This window comes from bacterium, from assembly GCA_016873475.1.
GTDB lineage: Bacteria > Krumholzibacteriota > Krumholzibacteriia > JACNKJ01 > JACNKJ01 > VGXI01.
Genome location: VGXI01000059.1, coordinates 1 through 16483, shown reverse-complemented (window position 1 = coordinate 16483; position 16483 = coordinate 1). Strand labels below are relative to the sequence as shown.

Annotated in this window: 14 protein-coding genes; 8 read left to right on the top strand and 6 right to left on the bottom strand. The window is 71.6% G+C overall.

Annotated features, from left to right (window positions below; all coding sequences use genetic code 11):
• Both FJ251_06850 and FJ251_06845 read right to left on the bottom strand, forming a co-directional pair.
• Positions 1–363: hypothetical protein (locus FJ251_06850; GenBank protein ID MBM4117452.1), on the bottom strand; the 363-nt coding region annotated here is incomplete at its 3' end.
• Positions 363–1205 carry a hypothetical protein gene (locus tag FJ251_06845; protein MBM4117451.1) on the bottom strand — a complete coding sequence of 281 codons (843 nt, stop codon included), beginning with the start codon at positions 1203–1205 and terminating at the stop codon, positions 363–365. The genes FJ251_06845 and FJ251_06850, both read right to left, overlap by 1 nt.
• 537 nt (positions 1206–1742) lie before the next feature.
• Between FJ251_06845 and FJ251_06840 the strand changes: the two genes are divergently transcribed.
• On the top strand, positions 1743–2087 hold the full coding sequence (locus tag FJ251_06840; GenBank protein ID MBM4117450.1) for a hypothetical protein: 345 nt from the start codon (positions 1743–1745) through the stop codon (positions 2085–2087).
• Between the two features lie 278 nt (positions 2088–2365).
• The gene (locus FJ251_06835) at positions 2366–3373 is read left to right on the top strand and encodes a hypothetical protein (GenBank protein ID MBM4117449.1); all 1008 of its coding nucleotides are present in this window, start codon (positions 2366–2368) and stop codon (positions 3371–3373) included.
• Here the strand turns inward: FJ251_06835 and FJ251_06830 are convergent.
• On the bottom strand, positions 3370–4965 hold the full coding sequence (locus FJ251_06830) for an alkaline phosphatase (protein ID MBM4117448.1): 1596 nt from the start codon (positions 4963–4965) through the stop codon (positions 3370–3372). The genes FJ251_06835 and FJ251_06830 overlap by 4 nt on opposite strands.
• On the opposite strand from FJ251_06830, the gene FJ251_06825 reads away from it, so the two are divergent.
• The 3 genes from FJ251_06825 to FJ251_06815 are packed head-to-tail and all read left to right on the top strand — an operon-like array spanning position 4946 to position 6934.
• The gene (locus FJ251_06825) at positions 4946–5527 is read left to right on the top strand and encodes a sigma-70 family RNA polymerase sigma factor (GenBank protein ID MBM4117447.1); all 582 of its coding nucleotides are present in this window, start codon (positions 4946–4948) and stop codon (positions 5525–5527) included. The two genes, FJ251_06830 and FJ251_06825, sit on opposite strands and share 20 nt — an antisense overlap.
• Positions 5528–5532: 5 nt before the next feature.
• Entirely contained in the window at positions 5533–6366 is an 834-nt protein-coding gene (locus tag FJ251_06820) for a zf-HC2 domain-containing protein (protein ID MBM4117446.1), read from the top strand.
• Positions 6367–6388: 22 nt separating this feature from the next.
• Positions 6389–6934, top strand: a complete 546-nt coding sequence (locus FJ251_06815) for a hypothetical protein (protein ID MBM4117445.1) — start codon at positions 6389–6391, stop codon at positions 6932–6934.
• Between the two features lie 162 nt (positions 6935–7096).
• On the opposite strand, the gene FJ251_06810 is transcribed toward FJ251_06815, so the two are convergent.
• Positions 7097–7708 carry a hypothetical protein gene (locus FJ251_06810; protein ID MBM4117444.1) on the bottom strand — a complete coding sequence of 204 codons (612 nt, stop codon included), beginning with the start codon at positions 7706–7708 and terminating at the stop codon, positions 7097–7099.
• A 132-nt stretch (positions 7709–7840) separates the two neighbouring features.
• On the opposite strand from FJ251_06810, the gene FJ251_06805 reads away from it, so the two are divergent.
• The gene (locus FJ251_06805; GenBank protein MBM4117443.1) at positions 7841–8863 is read left to right on the top strand and encodes a hypothetical protein; all 1023 of its coding nucleotides are present in this window, start codon (positions 7841–7843) and stop codon (positions 8861–8863) included.
• A gap of 70 nt (positions 8864–8933) precedes the next feature.
• The gene (locus FJ251_06800) at positions 8934–10499 is read left to right on the top strand and encodes a metallophosphoesterase (GenBank protein MBM4117442.1); all 1566 of its coding nucleotides are present in this window, start codon (positions 8934–8936) and stop codon (positions 10497–10499) included.
• 4 nt (positions 10500–10503) lie between these two features.
• Here FJ251_06800 and FJ251_06795 read toward each other — a convergent pair whose 3' ends face one another.
• Positions 10504–11808: a hypothetical protein gene (locus FJ251_06795; GenBank protein MBM4117441.1), complete on the bottom strand. Its 1305-nt coding sequence runs from the start codon at positions 11806–11808 to the stop codon at positions 10504–10506.
• Positions 11809–12100: 292 nt separating this feature from the next.
• A complete protein-coding gene (locus FJ251_06790; GenBank protein ID MBM4117440.1) occupies positions 12101–15151 on the bottom strand; it encodes a hypothetical protein in 3051 nt (1016 codons plus the stop codon).
• Between the two features lie 322 nt (positions 15152–15473).
• On the opposite strand from FJ251_06790, the gene FJ251_06785 reads away from it, so the two are divergent.
• Positions 15474–16483 (top strand): DUF885 domain-containing protein (locus FJ251_06785; GenBank protein MBM4117439.1); only part of this gene is annotated, 1010 nt, incomplete at its 3' end.

Below are 16483 nucleotides of genomic sequence, written 5' to 3'. Positions count from 1 at the left end.
CCCCAGCGCGTAGCCCGCGGCGGCGTGGTCGAAGTTGGCTTCCCCGCCCGGCCAGCGGATCAGGGCGTAGTCGCGGCCGTGGTGCTCGGAGTGGCAATCGTTGCAGTCGGCGTAGCCGTTGCCGGCGTGCAGACCCTTGCCGGCGGCGATGCGCGCGCCCAGCAGGCGATGGCAGTCCAGGCACTTGTCGGCGCGCACGCCCTCGCCGATCTCGTGGCAGGCCGTGCAGCGCTTGAGCCCATCGAGCTCGGCGTGCGGCGCCGACAGCGGACCCGGCGAGAGCTGCGCGCCGGTCGGCGCCGGCCAGGCGGCGGCGATGGCCGCGGCGGCAGCCAGGCGCAGTGCGCCGCGCGCGATGCGCACTAGAAGATCCACTTGTACCCCAGCAGGGCGGTCACCCCCACGTGGACGATCATGATGACGAGCATCACGATGGCGAAGGGTTTGTGGATGACGTGCCAGTAGTGGAAGATCCGCGCCAAGCGCTCCAGCAAGAGCCGACGGCGCGCGAGCAATGCGCGGCGGCGCGCAAGGGCGACGAGCCGGCGCCGCTCGCCCGCGGGCAGGCGGAAGCCGCCGGTGCGCCGGGCCAGAAGACGGCGCAGGCGCAGCGAGAGCGTGAGGTCGCTGATCAGCGAGGCGACGAGCGCCGCGCCGAGTGATCCCGCCGCCGGCGCGCCGCCCAGGCGGCTGAGTCCGGCGAGGGTGGACGGGTCGAGCCCGAAGTCGGCGACGAGCGTGGCGCCGAGCGCCGTCTCCTCGGCGTCGAGGGCCTGCCGATCCAGTTCGTCGCCCTGCAGGTTGCGCGGAATCTGCAGGTAGAGGTAGCGCCCGAACACGCCGCTGCCGGCGACCGCCACCATCGACCAGAAGCTCAGCGAGACGAGGCCGTGCACCTTGAAGGCGCTGTGCAGCACGACGAGCAAGGGGCCGACGACACCGAGGTAGATGTGCACGCTCAGCCAGCGCGAGATGGGCCCGGCCGAGCGCAGTCGCCGCCAGCGCTTGCGCAGGCTGTAACCGAGCAGGACGACCATCATCAGGGAGCCGAGGATACCCAGCCCATGGCCGATGTCACCGGCCGGACGCCAGCGCTCGTAGTCGGGATGCAAGGGTCGGTCGGCATCGGCGGTCAGGTAGAAGCTCGCCCCTCGCCAGAGCAGCCAGAACAGGGCGGCGGCCGAGAGTGCGCCGAGCACGCGCATGCCGGCGCGGAAGCGGCGGTCCGGGCTCGCGGCGGCGGATTGATCGAGGGACCTGTGCGTTGGGCTCTCCCGGTCAGCCGCCTCCAGCGTGGTGGGCGGCCGTGGCGGCGAAGGCCCGTTGATTTCCGGGCCGGGGACCTGCAATAGCAAGAACGGCACCCTGCGGGACTAGGAACTGTGGAGGCGTTCGGGGCGCCTGAAGCAACCTGGCAGCGGGCAGGGGCGGCAACGGTGCCCGCGCGGCAAGGGGTAGTGGAAGTATTCGCGGTGGCCACTGGGGTGTCAAAGGGTTTCCGGATATCGAATGGGCCGATGCAGGGGCGGTCTGTACCCAGACGCGGGGCGCAGGCCTTGCTGCGTTCAGACTGCGCACAGGAGGCGCAGGGCCGCCGACGCAACGCGCGGGCGCTCCGGGAAGGGAGGAGAAACCCCACTGCAGAGCGCCAAGCACGGCATCATGGAGATCGCCCGTGAGAGTGGATGCGGACTGCAAGCCCAAAGCATGGCAGCGGGCGATCTGAGACGAGGAGCGACGCGATGAACCACCGACTCGACCTGGCCAAGCAGCAGCTCCTCGCGGCGAGTCGGCTCGGGCTGTCGTCGCACCGCGAGGAGATCGACGCCCTGATCACGGGCCTCGATCAGCAGGAGCGGCTCATCAACCGCCTGCGCAGCGAGTGCGCCTCGCTGCAGGGGGCGCTCTCGATGCAGGAGAGCATCATCGAGGACCTCAACTCCCGCATCAATGCACTGGAGTCCGCGATCCGCGATTACATCGACCCCAGCAAGTCGCGCAACGGCGCCGACGTCCTCATCACGGTCCTCGAGCGTCAGCTGGGCGCCGAAGACGCCGGCGAGCCGAGCCTGCGGCGCAAGGCCTAGGCCGGTTGCTCTCCCCTTGCGTCCAGTCCCCGCCTCGGCGAGACTGCCAGCGACCGGCCGCGCGCCCGGCGCGGCTCCCCTTCGACGAAAGGACGCCCATGCGACGCCTGCACGCCGCCAGCCTCGCGCTGCTCCTCGCCCTCGCCGCGGGACCGGCCCTCGCCGCTGCACCCAGCACTCTCGCCGACGCCGGCGCCCAGTCGCTCGCCGACGGCAAGCCCATCTTGATCGAGATCGGCGCCGCCTGGTGAGGCGCCTGCCAGGTCTTCGCCCGTGAGGTGAAGCAGAGCGAGTCCTTCCGCCAGGCCATCGCGGCCCACGCGATCCTGCTGCCGATCGACGCCGAGAAAGGTGAGGGCGTCGCGCTCGCCCGCCGTTACGGTGTCTACGCCTACCCGACCTTCGTGCTCGCCAGCGCCGAGGGCGAGGTCCTCGACTGCTGGCTCGGCTTCGGCGAGGCCACGCCATTCCTGGAGACGCTGGCAGAGGCCGCCGCTGCGCCGGTTCCGCTCTCCGAGCGTCGCCGCCAGTTCCGCAAAGCGCCGACGGCCGCGGCCGCCGCAAAGATCGCCGAGCTCGAGCAGTTCGGCGGCAAGTTCGGCGAGGCGCTCGCCTGGTACCGCCGCGCGGAGGAGCTCGGCAGCGAGACGCCGCTGGGCCCGGCGATCCTCGAGACGATCGCGCGCGGCCAGCGCAGCGGCCTCTTCGACGAGACGGCGCTCTTCGAGCCCGCGCAGCGCGTGATGGCCGACCCGCGCAGCGACGCCACCGCGCTCAGCGAGACGGTCCGCCTGCTCGACGAGGCGACGCGCGACAGCGCCAAGCGCGGCCTCTACCTGGATGCGCTGAAGACGGGGGCGGCGCGCCTGACCGAGAACCCGCGCCCCGCGAACGAAGACCGCCGCGCGCGCGCAGCCCTGCTGGCCGAGCACGCGCTGCTCGTCGAGGGCCAGCCCGCCGCCGCGCTCGAGTGGCGGCGCCAGAGCCTCGCCGAGGGCTGGCAGGAGGACGCCGCCGCGCTGAACGAGCTTGCCTGGTGGTGCGTCGAGCGGAAGATCGCGCTCGCCGAGGCGGAAGGCTACGCGCGCCGGGGCGTGTCGCTTGCGGCGAGCGATGCCGAGAAGGCGAATGTCCTGGACACCCTCGCCGAGCTGCGCGCCGCGCAGGGCGACGCTACCGAGGCGCTCGACCTGATCCGCGAAGCCCTGCGCCTGACTCCCGACAGCGACTACCTCAAGCAGCAGCTCGCGCGCTTCGAGGGTGTCGCAGCCGGCGGCTCGAACTAGCGACCGGGGGCTGCCCCCGCCGCGGGGGCAGCCCAGAGCGCGCGGATGGCCGGCGCGAGCTGCGCGTTGTCCAGGTAGGGTCCCCGCCGCGGGTCGCGGCCTTCGGCGAGCGCGGGCAGCGACTCGCTGCCGCGACCGACGGCGTAGAGCGGCACGAGGGCGTTCGTGTGGCTCTCGCTGGACCACTCGTGCGCGGGCAAGCCCAGCGCCGCGGGAGCGGCCGCGCCCGCATCCCTCAGGCTCAGGCCGCCGGTCTCGTGATCGGCGGTGACGATGAGCAGGGTCTCCTCCCAGTTGCTCTCGCGCTCGACCCAGTCCGCGACCGCCGCCACCGCGGCGCCGAAGTCGAGCAGCTCCTCCACGAGGCGGCCCCCCGCGTTGGCGTGCGCGGCCCAGTCGATGGCGCCGGCCTCGATCATCAGGAAGAAGCCGTCGGGGTCGTCGTCGAGCGTGTTGATGGCCGCCAGGCTCAGCTCGGCGAGGGTCGGCAGGCTCGCGGTGCGCGGCACCGCGAAGGGCGCGCCCTCGGGATCGCCGGGGCGCTCTTCCTGCAGCGTGCTGGCCACCTGGGGCACGACGAGCAGGCGCAGGGGCGCGGGGCCTGCGGCAAGGGCCTGCACGGCCGCGCGCTCCTGGATGAGTCGCCAGGGATCGCGCCGGCCATCGCCGTCGAGGTCCGGCAGCTCGGCATCGGGAGCGCCGTCGCTGTCGAGATCGAAGGCGGTGGCGCCGGCGAGCAGGCCGTCCCAGAGCGGGCGGCCGCCGACCTGCTCGTAGCCGCGCGGGTCGTCGAGGAAGCGGCCGCCGCCGTCGTAGTGCGGATGCCCGCAGCCGATGATCACCCGCAATCGCGTTTCGAGCAGCAGCTGGCGGGCGATCTTCAGGTAGTCGTCGCGACGCGGGACGTGCACGGCGAAGCCGGCCGGCGTCGCGTGGACGAAGGGCACCGTGCTGACGACCCCGCAGGCCAGGCCGCGCTCGCCCAGCCACTCGGTGAGATTGTGCAGAGGCCGGCCGTCGGGCGTGAGGCCGAGCATGCCGTTTCCCGTCTTGACCCCGGTCGCGAGGGCCGTCGCCGCGGCCGCCGAGTCCGTGACCTTGTGGTGCCGGGACGCCGGATCGCCCCAGTAGGCCTCGGGGTCGTAGGGCGGCGCGCCGGCCGGCGTCGTGCTGACGGCCAGGCGCAAGGGCCAGTCCACGAAGGGCAGCGCGCTCGAGTCCGCCGCCGCCCAGCGACGGGCCAGCTCCACGTGCTCGAAGCCCATGCCGTCGCCGATGAAGAACACGACGTGCTTCGGCGGCGCCGCGGCCGCGCTCCCAGCGATGACGAGCAGGCCGGCGAAGCAGCCGGCACGGCGCAGTCCGCGAAGGCAACTGGACATCGCTCCCCTCCTGCCGGGCTCCTTGCGTCCGCCGGCAGGGTGGCGCTGGCGGCGTTTCCTGTCAATCGGTCGCCAGCCGGCGCCGTGAAGATTTCTGCGCACTTGACCGAACCTGCCTGCCCGCGCTTGCGTCATCGCCTGGCAGGGGGAAGCGCCCCCGGCCCGCCCATCCTCGAACGAAGCGGACCCCATGGAACTGGCCGCCCTCATCGCGCGCTGCCGGCAAGGCGATCCGCTGGCCTGGGAGGTTCTCGTGCGCAGGTACCAGTCGCGTGTGCTCGCCGTCGCGGACGCCTACGTGGGCGATCGCGAGGAGGCGCGCGACCTGGCCCAGGAGGTCTTCCTGCGCGTCTGGCGGAACCTCGAGGCCTGCCGCGAGCCCGAGCGCTTCGAGGCCTGGCTGCTGCGCATCGCCCGCAACGCGAGCCTGGACGCCCTGCGCCGCCGCCGGGCGCGGCCGCCGCGCCAGGACCTGCCCGTGGAGAGCGCCCACGCCCTGGCCGATCCGGCCCCCAGCGCGGACGCGCGCTGGCAGGACGACGCGCGCCGACGCCTGCTCCTGCAGGCCCTCGACGCGCTCACGCCGATCAACCGCGAGCTGATCATCCTCAAGGAGATGCAGGACCTGCCCCTGGAGGAGATCGCCGACATGCTGCAGGTGCCCCTGGGCACCGTGAAGTCCCGCGCCAGCCGCGCGCGTCTCGAGCTGGCGCGCGCGCTGCGCGATCTGGGCGGGCCGCCCGCCGCCATCAGCGAAGTGCTGGGGAGCTGAAGCCGATGCACCCGCAAGACGACAAGCGTCGCCGTGAAACCGAGGAGCTGACGGCCGCCATCCTGGCCGCCACGAGCGGCAGCCCCTGCGCCCGCGCCGAGGCCCTGCTCCCCTGCCTCGCCGATGGCGACCTGAGCGAGGAGGAAGTCGCCCTGCTCACGGCGCACCTCGCGCACTGCGCGCCCTGTCGCGCGCTCGCCCAGAGCCTGGCCTGGCTGGAGCGCACCCTGCCCGCCCTGGCCACCTGCGAGCCCGATGCGCGCTTCACGGCCGATGTGCTGGCGGCCCTCGCGGACGCGGACGCCACTGCGGCCCTGCCGCGCCTGGACGAACGCCTCGCGGAGTGGTGGCGCCGGAGCTGGCGGCGGCCGCGCTTCGCCCTCGAGGCCGCCTATGCGGGGACCTTGCTCGTCGTGGCGCTGACCGCCACGCCGGTCTCGCCCCTGCGCGAGGCGCCGCGCGAAGCCCTGGCCCTCCTGCGCGGCGAGCCGAGCAGCCTGGCCGCGGCCCTGCCCCTGGACCTGACGCGCGTCACGGACAGCCTGGCCGGCGCCGGCGACGCGGCCGTGGACAGCGGCGCCCGCGCGCTGCGCGCCGCGCAGCAGGGCCTGGGCGAGCGCCTCGCGGACTGGCGTCAGCGCCTGCAGCCCCAGCTGCGCGAGCTCTGGCGGGACCTCGGCGCGCTGGTGGACAGCCTGCGCCGCCGCGACCTCGCCGCGGCCTCGAGCAACCTGAGCGAAGTGCTGGGCGACCTCAAACGCATCGGCCGCAGCGGACAGCCCGCCCCGGCCCCGACGACGACAATGACGCAAGACGCCGCCCCAGGCGGCCGGACCTGATTCCCGCACCGAGGAGGCAAGCATGTTGGACCGCCCCGAATACCGCAGCGACGCCGGCGCCGAGATCCCGCGGCCGGCCGCCCCGCCCCGTGCCCTGCGCCGGAGCAACCTCGGCAAGTCCCCGGCCCTGGCCAGCGTGCTCTCGCTCTTCCCGGGCCTGGGCCAGGCCTACATCGGCTACTACCAGCGCGGCTTCGCGCACGCGGTCGTGATGGCCCTGTGCATCACCATCCTCAACATGGACATTGGCAAGCTCACCCCCCTGGTGGCGCTCTTCCTCGCCTTCTTCTGGATGTTCGGCATCATCGACGCGGGACGGCGGGCGGCGCTCTACAACCAGGCGCTCGAAGGCGTCGGCGCGCCCGAGATGCCGAAGGACCTCAAGCTGCCGATGGGCGGCTCCCTGCTGGGCGGCCTCCTGCTGGTCGCCATCGGCGCGCTGCTCTTCGCGCACACCCGCTACGACTACTCGCTGGACTGGCTCCAGGACTGGTGGCCGATCGCGCTGGTGCTCTACGGGATCTACCTGATGGTCGGCTGGTGGCGAGGCCGCCGCCGCGAGGGTTGAGCCTGCGAATCGGCTGAGCGCGCAGCGCCGTGAGCGGGAGCAGCGGCGTCACGAGGTCGCTGTCGAGCGCGGGATCGCCGCCCTGAACCGCGAGCGTCGGCGTGTAGCCTTCCGGCGCCAGGGCGGCGATCGGCGAGACGGCGGCGGCGCGCCGGGGCGCGACTAGTTGAAGGTCGCCGTGAAGCGCAGGGCGATGTTCCTGCCCGACCAGTCCTCGTCGCCCTCACCGGGAATGCTGTGGTAGCCGAAGGCGCCGGCGATGCCCAGACCCCAGCGCGCACCCACCCACCACTCCTTGCCCACCGTGAAGTCGAAGGCGAGACCGGTGTCGCTTTCGGCGCGCTCGAGGCTCAGCGTGGCGAGGCCCAGCGAGCCGGACAGGTAGAGATTCGCCGGCATGAAGTAGTAGGTGAGGCCGCCGCCGATGGCGCTCATGCTGAGGTCGGCGGGAATCCAGCCCTCCACGCCCAGCCACTCGACCTCGGGATCCTGGACAGACCAGCCCCAGATCGTCCCGTGCAGCGCGAGACCCGGCGAGACGATGCCGCCGATGGCGATGTTGATGTCGCCGCTCCCACCCGAGAGCTCGGGATCGTCGCCCTCGATGTCCGCCGATGTGCTCGCCGCGCCGAGGCCTCCCGATAGGCGAAGCAGGAAGCCGCCGCCGTGGGTGTGGCCGCGGACGATGCGCGCCTGGCCGGCATCGGCAAGGCCCGCGAGCAGAAGCGCCGCCAGCAGGGCGCCGGCAGCCGGACGATGGAACTTGCGCAGCATGCTGACCTCCTCGAGCGCGGGGCCCCGGTGCGGGGCAGCCGCATGGCCTGCGAGTATGGCGGCGGTCCGGAGAGAGGCAAGAGAATTCGGGCCCCTTGTGCTAGACTCACCGTGGCTGGCAAGGGGGACCTGATGAGGACTCGCGCGCGCCTTCCGCGATGGCTTGCCTTCACCCTTCTTCCAGGGTTGATCGGGCTCGGCCCGCGTCCCGGCGAGGCCGCCGTCGCGCTCACCCTGCGCGGCGTGGGCCTCAGCCTGGGCAACAGCCCGCGCGCCTGCGGACTGCGGATCAATGCCGTCGACGATCAGGTCCAGCGCGTCGACGGACTGAATCTCACCCTCTGGAATCCCCGCCCGAGTCCGGTCGCGCAGATGAACGGCGCCGCCATCGGCCTCATCGGTCCCAAGGCGGGACGCCTGCAAGGGCTCGCGCTGGGCGGGCTCGGCGCCACGGCCGGCGAGCGGATTCGCGGCCTGGCCGCCGCTGGCTTCGGCGTCGGCAGCGAGTCGCTCACCGGCGCTGCGCTGGGCGGCCTGCTCGTCGACATCAAGCGCGACAGCCGCGGGCTCCTCTGTGCGCTGGGCGCCGCGCGCGCACGCGGCCGCCTGGAGGGCCTCGGCGTCGGCGGCCTCTTCGTCGAAGCCGGGGACCTGCGCGGTCTCGCCCTCGGGGGCCTCGGCGTTGTCGGCCGGCGCGGCGCGGGGCTCGCGCTCTCCGCAGGCATCATGAGCGTCCAAGAGTCCCTGACCGGTGTGGCGCTGGGCGGGCTCGTCGCAGGTGGCGGTCGCCTGCGGGGTCTGGGACTCAGCGGCGGGGTCGTCTTCGCCAGCGAGGCGCTGACGGGCATCGCGATCGGCGGCCTCGGCCTCGGCAGTCAGGGTCCCGTGCGCGGCCTGGCCGCGGGCGGGCTGATCCTCGCCGCGCCCGAGCTGCAGGGGCTCGGCGCGGGCGCCCTCAACGGCGTGCTGGTCGAGGGCATCAACCTCGAGGACTTTCTCAAGATCCGCACGGTCAACGCGCGCATGGTGGGGCTGCAGATCGGCCTCGTCAATTACACGGCGGAGCTGTGGGGCCTGCAGCTCGGCCTCGTCAACATCGCGCGCAACAACCCGCGCTGGGCGCGCGTGTTGCCGGGGCTGAACCTTCATTGGTAGTCGGACGCGGTGATCGACTAGACTGTGCGCGGCGCGCCCGGCAAGACGCGCCGCCAATCGGAGGTCGCCGATGCCCCGCCCGCTGCGCTCGCTCGCCTGGCTCTCGCTCGCGCTGCTCGCCGCCGCACCCGCCGCCGCCCGCGAGGCGCGGGGACTCGTCTTCGCCGACGCGAACGGCAACGGCCTGCGCGATGCCGAGGAGCGCGGCCTGGCCGGCGTGGCGGTCGCCAACGGCCGCGAGATCGTGGCGACGGACGCCGCCGGCCGCTGGCGCCTGCCGGCCGACGAGGACACGATCTTCTTCGTGATCAAGCCGGCGGGCTGGGCCACGCCCGTCGATGCCCAGGGCCTGCCGCGCTTCTACTACGTGCACAAGCCCGGCGGCTCGCCGCGGCTAGAGCACGCGGGCGTCCCGCCGACCGGCCCCCTGCCGGCCAGCATCGACTTCCCCCTGCGCGAGCGGGCCGAGCCCGCGCGCTTCACCGCACTGCTCTTCGGCGACACGCAGACGCGCAATCAGAAGGAGATCGACTACCTCGCCCACGACCTCATCGAGGGTCTGATCGGGAGCGAAGCGGCATTCGGCGTCACGCTGGGCGACATCCTCTTCGACGACCTCTCGCAATACGATGCGCTCAACGCGGCGGTCGGCCAGATCGGCATCCCCTGGCACAACGTGCTCGGCAACCACGACGAGAACGTCGACGCCGCGGACGACGCCCATGCCGACGAGACCTTCGAGCGCGTCTACGGCCCGGCCTACTACGCCTTCGATTACGGGCCGGCGCACTTCGTCGTCCTCGACGACGTGCTCTGGCAGGGCAAGGTGGCGGATGGCTACCGGGGCGGCAACTACACGGGCGGCCTCGGCGCCGATCAGCTCGAGTTTCTGCGGCAGGACCTGGCGCGCGTGCCGCGGGAGAAGCTGGTCGTGCTCTTCATGCACATCCCGCTCGTCGGCGAGTGTGAGGAGAGCGAGCGCGCAGCGCTCTTCCGCCTGCTCGAGACGCGGCCTAACGCGCTCTCCGTCTCGGCGCACTACCACTACCTGGAGCACGTCTTCCTCGGCGCGGAGGACGGCTGGCGCGGCGCCGCACCCCACCACCACTTCATCAACGCGACCGCCTGCGGCAGCTGGTGGTCGGGGGCGCCCGACGAGGCCGGCATCCCCCACACGACGATGCGCGACGGCACGCCGAACGGCTACGCCATCCTCACGGTGGACGGCGCCGACTACCGGCTGGACTTCCGCGCCGCGCGGCGGCCCGCCGAGGAGCAGATGCGCCTCTGGGTGCCCGAGGTGGTGCGCCAGGACGCGGCGGGCGAAGCCGAGCTGATCGCGAACGTTTACAATGGCTCGCCGCGCACGCGCGTGGAGTTTCGCGTCGGCGACGGGCCCTGGCTGCCGATGGCGCGGGTGGAGCGGGAGGATCCCTCCTACGCGGCGCTCAAAGCGCTCGAAGCGAGCGACACGCCGCCCCCGGGAGCGAAGCTGCCCAAGGCCGTGAAGTGCCCCCACCTCTGGGCGGCGCCGCTGCCCGCGGGGATGCCGCGCGGCACGCAGCGCCTTCAGGTGCGCGCCACGGACCACTGGGGCCGGACGGTCACCGCGTGGCGCATCCTGCGCGTCGAGTAGATCGCTACCTCAACAAGACGAGCTTGCCGCCCAGCTCGCGACCGTCGGCGCGGAGCCGGTAGTGGTAGACCCCGCTCGGCAAGGGCCGACCGGCTGCGTCGCGACCGTCCCAGAGGGCGGCGAGCGCGCCGCCGGGGTGTGGGACGTCGTCCAGCAACCGGCGCTGCAGACGCCCCGCGCTGTCGACGATGTCCAGGCTCACCGCGCGCGCGGCCGGCAGCGTGGCTGCGATGCGCGTCGCGGGGTTGAAGGGATTGGGGAATGCGGCCGCGCGCGGCGTCGCGCTCGGCACTTCGGCGAGTCCCGTGGCGCCGAGATCGTAGGTGTAGATCCAGTCCTGCATCGTGGCGAAGATGCGGTTCTGCATGGGCAGGATGTCCATGCCCTGGTAGGCGCCCCAGTCGTTGGCCACCATCCAGTAGCCCGACCAAGCCCATGATTGCCCCGCGTTGGTGGAGAGCGTCACCTCGTCCATGGGACCGAGCCCGAGCGTGATGTGCGCCGCCATGAGTTGCGGCACCGTCGAGTGGATGACCAGGTCGGTGCACTTCTCACCCCAGAGGATGGGCTCCCAGTGCTGGCCGCTGTCCAGCGTTTCGTACAGGTCGAGTTCGGTGCAGGCGAAGAGGTGCCCGGGGGCTCGGCCGGGCATCGCCCGCAGGCACATGATGTGCGCCGCCGGCAGATCCCCCTGCGCCGACACCCAGCTCAGGCCGCCGTCGGGACTGCGCCAGATGCCATCCGGGCCGCCGCGGTAGAGCTGGCCCGCGCCGTCAACAGCGAGGCAGTGGCGGTCAGCGGCGTTCGATTGTTCGACGATCCGCCAGTTGAGGCCGGCATCCTCGCTGCGCAGGACCATGCCCCCACCTATGCTGCCGAAGGTGTAGCAGGCCGCATAAAAGCGATCCGGCTCCGTGGGGTCGCGCTCCAGATCGCCGATGTAGACATCCTCCGGTAGCATGTAGACGGTCTCCGCCGTGAACCCGCCGTCGAGACTGCGATCGATACGACCCGGCGTGTCGATGATCCCGTACGCAAGGATGAGCAAACCGGGTTGCTTTGGATGCCAGAGGAGATCCCGCACTGCATCCAGGCCCGCGCTGCCGTGCACAGATACCCAGTTGTCGGCCGCAGCTTCGTAGATGGCAAGGCCGTCGTAGAGCCCCGCGTAGACGATCTGGTGCACGGGATCGGCCACGACACAGAGCGCCCAATGCCCCGTGTCGTAGGCTTCTTCCCAAGCGGCCGCCGCCGGCAACGCAGACAGCAGCAGCGCGGCGCCGAGCGCGCCGAGCGACTTCATCGACATCACCCACCTCCCCACTCCCGGCCAGGGGGCAAACAGGCCCGGACAAGGGGGCAAGTATAGCGCGTCTCGGCGGGCCAGAAAAGCTGTCCCGCTTCCCGCGAGGCAGTCTAGGGCGTGTGGGGCTGGAGTCGGGCTGATCGAGCGGAAGGCGGAGCGGTGATGAGGGTCGGCGTTCCCGGAGTTCGCTCGGGACTCGCCCGACTCCTGGGGCCGGACACAACTGCCGCAGAGGCAGCGCCGCTCTGCCATCCCACCGAACTGGGCATCGATGCCGGACTCCCCGCGCGCTCCCCTAGCGGCTCAGGAAGCCCTGGATGTAACCCGTCAGCGTCTCGCCAGGGGCGCAGAAGCCGCGGGCGCCGTTCATCGCCGGGCTGCCCGTGTAGGCCTCGCCCGCCGAGCGCACGAAGCTGCGGCAGTCCTCGCGGATCTGGTCCTCGTGGGGCCAGGGCCAGAGCGGCTCGCCCGTGTCCTGGTCCCAGCCGGCGTCGTCGATCAATGTGCCTGCGACGCCGATCTTCGTCATGATGCGGGCGCCGATCGGGCCGCCGTCGTCGCCGGCGGTCGCGAGGATGCCACCCGCCACATTCACCAGCGAAACGAGGCCGTTCGCGAAGGGATTGACGTCGGTCAGCGAGTGCGCGCCGACGCCGCCCGACTTGTTGCGGCCGCCGGTATTGCCCCAGTAGCAGTTGTAGTCGTGCTCGTCGAGGCTGCCCGAGACCGCGTACTCGCCCTCGTTGAGGATCATCCCGTAGATGATGCTGTTGTGCATCGACTCCGGAATCGCGCCGTCGAAGCTGACCGGCCGCGCGCCGAGGTCGTTCACGCCGAAGGTGCAGTTGCGCAGCACCCAGCCCCCGACATCCGCGGTCGAGTTGAAGGCGTAGGGCTTGTAGGTGTCGCTGGCATCGCCAGCGTTCGTCATGCTCTGCCAGGCCACGCAGTCCGTGAGCGAACCCTGCGCGGCCGTGCCCTCCATCCACCAGCCCGCGGCGCCGTCCATGTTCAGGCTGATGCAGCCGACGTAGTGGCACTCGGTCGAACCGTTGGGCGTGAAGTAGCTCTTGAGGCCGTCGTAGGTGTGGTCGACGCCCTTGTAGTCGGTGCCGTCGATCGAGATGCAGTTCTGGTAGTAGATGTTGTCGCAGGTGTAGCTGGCGAAGCAGGCCAGCGGCTCGGTGATGTTCGAGTAGTCCCAGCGCACCAGGCAGCGCCGGAAGATGATGTCGTGCGAGCTCTTGTTCACCTGGAAGGCGTAGCGGTGCGGTCCGCCGTAGGCGTAGCAGTCCTCCATCAGGCCGTGATGGCTGCTCGTGCTGATCAGGCCCGTGCGCTGGTTCCAGCTCACGCGGCGGATCTTGAAGTGGTGCGAGCCTTCGTGCACGTAGACCGGGAGAGTGCCGCAGCCGATGACGCTGATCCCCCACACCTCGACGTAGGACGTGTCGCGCAGGTCGATCATCGCGAAGGCATCGCCGTCCAGCTTGACCCGGCCGGCGTTGCGGGCGCGCACGATCGTGTAGTTGTTCGCACTGCCCGATTCGGCGGCGCCCAGTTCGATCGCCTCGTCGTAGGTGCCGTCGTTGATCCAGACCTGGTCGCCGGGGGACATCGCATTGATGGCGACATCGATCGACCGATAGCAATCCGAGTTCGCCCAGCCGAAGCTCGCGATGTCGGTGGTGCTGACGCCGCTGGTCTTGGTACCGGTCAGCGAGACGCAGAAGTAGCTGTCGGGGTTCGGCGGCGCGTCGCCGATCGTGAAGAGACCGCTGTCCGCGCCCGTCCCGCTCTCGAGGTCGGTGACGTGGATCCGGTAGCCCGTGGTCGCGCCGCTGATCTGGCTCGCGGCCCAGGTGTAGCTGCCGTCGTTGTCGGTGCTGGCCGCGATCGTGAGCGGGGCCGCGCCGTCGCGTAGTAGCAGGATGGACACGGCGGTGCCGCAGTCGCTCGTCTCCCAGGTGATCGGGTAGTCCAGGCCCTCGACCCAGGTCTCGCCGCCGGCGGGCACCGTGACGGCCAGTTCGCAGGGCGTCGGATCGATGGGTGCGGCGATCGTGAAGTCGGCGTTGCTCTCGTCGAGGGCGTCGCTCGTGAGGTCGATCACGCGGAGGCGGTAGCCGCTGCTCTGGCCGCCGACCTGCGCCGCGGTCCAGGTGTAGCTGCCGTCGTTGGGCGTGTTGGCGCTGATCGTGAGCGCCTTCGTGCCGGCGCGCCACAGCTCGAGCGCGACCTCTTCGCCGCAGTCGCTCTCGTTCCAGGTGATCGCGTGCGATTCGCCGGCCACCCAGCTCTCGCCGCCGTTGGGCGAGGTCAGCGTGAGCCCGCAGTCGGGCCCGACGGGCGGCGCGATCGTGAAGACGGCGTTGCTCTCGTCGACGCTCTCGCTCTCGAGATCGGTGACGCGGACCTTGTAGCCCGCGCTCTGGCCGCCGACCTGCGCCGCGGTCCAGGTGTAGCTGCCGTCGTTGGCCGTGCTGCCCGCGATCGTCGCCACCTGCGCGCCCGCGCGCCAGAGTTCGATCGAGACGGTCTGGCCGCAGTCGCTCCTCGTCCAGGTGATGGGGTAGCTCGTGCCCGCGGTCCAGCTCTCGCCGCCATTGGGCGAGCTCAGCGTGAGGACGCAGGGCGCCGGATCCTCCGGCGGCATGACGCGGAAGGTGCCGTCGCTCTCGTCGGCATACTCGCCCTCCAGATCCACGATCCGCACGCGGTAGCCGTTGATCTGGTTGGCGACCTGGGTGGCAGTCCAGACGAGCTCGCCGTCGTTGGCCGTGCTGTCGGCGATCATCGCGACGAGCGAGCCGTCGCGCCACAGCTCGATGGCAACGGCCGGGCCGCACTCGTCGGTCGTCCAGCTGATCGGATAGTCGAAGCCCGCCAGCCAGCTTTCGCCGCCGTTGGGGCTGGTGACGCTGAGCGTACAGGGCGTGGGATCGGTGGGTGGCGCGATGGAGGCGGTGCCGTCGCTGACGTCGCTATTGCCACCCTCCAGATCGGTGATGCGAATCCGGTAGCCCGAGCTGGCCCCGCCCACCTGCTGCGCCGTCCAGATGTAGTTGCCGTCGTTGTCGGAGCTGTCGGCGATCGTGGTCGCGACGGCGTCACCGAGCATCAGCTCGATGGCCACTTGCGTGCCGCAGTCGCTGACGGCCCAGGAGATCGGGTACTGGAGGCCGGCGGTCCAGGTCTCCCCGCCGTTCGGCGAAAGCACCGTCACGACGCAGGGTGCGGGATCCTCGTCGCCCGGGTCCGTGACCTTTGCGCTTTCCTCGCTGCAGCTGATGCTAACCAGAAGCAGCGACCAAGGGAGCAGCATGGCGGTCGGTTTCTTCGTCACGTGTGCCTCTCGGGATGCAGCCGACTGTATATCGCAATGGTGTTCGGGATTCGGGACTCGCGATCGGGGCAGATTCTTCCTACGACCGGCAAACCCTGCCTCGTCTGGCTACAGTCAGCAACTCACGTTCCCTTGGGGCGAGGGACGACGGGCGACGCCGCCAGGGCGGACGCCGCGTGGATTCGGCCACTCTTGCCGCGCAGCGCCGGATCGTCAAGCTGTTTCATGGAGCGCTGGCGTACTCCTGGCCCCACCCCCGCAACCCCTTGCCCAGCAAGGGCTAGCGGAGGGCGCCCGGCGGCGCTGCCTGTCCGCGCTGTTGATGACACTGGCGTTGACGACCACGGCGTTGCCAGCGATGGCGGCAGCGGAGGGCCCGCCCGCGGGAGCTGCCGCGGCAGCGCTCGACTCGCTCGCCGTCGCCTTCGTGAAGCTCGCCCTCGCCGCCGGGCAGCTGGATACCGACTACGTCGACGCCTACACGGGACCGCCGGAGTGGGCGGCCGAGGCCGCGCCGCGGAGTCTCTCCTCGCTGCGCGCCGAGGCCGCGGCGCTCCAGGCACGGCTCGCGACTCTCGATCGCGGCGCGCTCACGCCCGCACTCATCGCCCGTGAGCGCTACCTGGCCGCGCAGCTGCGCGCGCTCGGCGGCCGTCTCGCCGTGCTGGCCAGCGAGCGCCTCGACTTCGACGCTGAAGCCCAACTCCTCTTCGATGCCACGCTGCCCGAGGTCCAACCCGCGCGCGGCGAAGCGGCGCGGGCGCGGCTCGCGGTCCTGCTGCCCGGCGAGGGGCCGCTGCGCGAGCGTTTCGAGGCCTACGAGCGGCGCTTCTTCGTCCCCCGCGAGAAGATCGCTGCGGTGATGGAGGCGGCGATCGCCGAGTGCCGCCGGCGCACGCGGGCGCGGATTCCCCTGCCCGAGGCGGAGAGCTTCGCGCTCGAGCTGGTGAGCGGCGAGCCCTGGAGCGCCTACAACTGGTACCAGGGCGCCGGCAAGAGCCTGATCCAGGTGAATCTCGATCAGGCCTTCCGCATCTGGAGCGCGCTCGGTCTAGCCGCGCACGAGGGCTACCCCGGCCATCACGTGGAGAACCTGCTCGTCGAGCGCGAGCTGGCCGCAGGCCGCGGCTGGGTGGAGTTCCGGCTCAGCCCGCTCTTCAGTCCGCGCTGCGTGGTGTCGGAGGGCATGGCCCAGGTCGCCGCGGAGCTCGCGTTCCCCGGCGAGGAGCGACTCGCCTTCACGCGGGGCGCGCTCTTTCCCCTCGCCGGCTGCGATCCCGCGGAGGCGGCCCGCTACAGCGAGGTGATGACCCTGGTCGAGCAGGAGCTGGA

Coding starts and splice junctions, on each gene's coding strand:
- FJ251_06845 (MBM4117451.1), bottom strand. CDS start 1,205: ATGCGCGTGCTCGGCGCACTCTCGGCCGCCGCCCTGTTCTGGCTGCTC.
- FJ251_06840 (MBM4117450.1), top strand. CDS start 1,743: ATGAACCACCGACTCGACCTGGCCAAGCAGCAGCTCCTCGCGGCGAGT.
- FJ251_06825 (MBM4117447.1), top strand. CDS start 4,946: ATGGAACTGGCCGCCCTCATCGCGCGCTGCCGGCAAGGCGATCCGCTG.
- FJ251_06830 (MBM4117448.1), bottom strand. CDS start 4,965: ATGAGGGCGGCCAGTTCCATGGGGTCCGCTTCGTTCGAGGATGGGCGG.
- FJ251_06820 (MBM4117446.1), top strand. CDS start 5,533: ATGCACCCGCAAGACGACAAGCGTCGCCGTGAAACCGAGGAGCTGACG.
- FJ251_06815 (MBM4117445.1), top strand. CDS start 6,389: ATGTTGGACCGCCCCGAATACCGCAGCGACGCCGGCGCCGAGATCCCG.
- FJ251_06810 (MBM4117444.1), bottom strand. CDS start 7,708: ATGCTGCGCAAGTTCCATCGTCCGGCTGCCGGCGCCCTGCTGGCGGCG.
- FJ251_06805 (MBM4117443.1), top strand. CDS start 7,841: ATGAGGACTCGCGCGCGCCTTCCGCGATGGCTTGCCTTCACCCTTCTT.
- FJ251_06800 (MBM4117442.1), top strand. CDS start 8,934: ATGCCCCGCCCGCTGCGCTCGCTCGCCTGGCTCTCGCTCGCGCTGCTC.
- FJ251_06795 (MBM4117441.1), bottom strand. CDS start 11,808: ATGTCGATGAAGTCGCTCGGCGCGCTCGGCGCCGCGCTGCTGCTGTCT.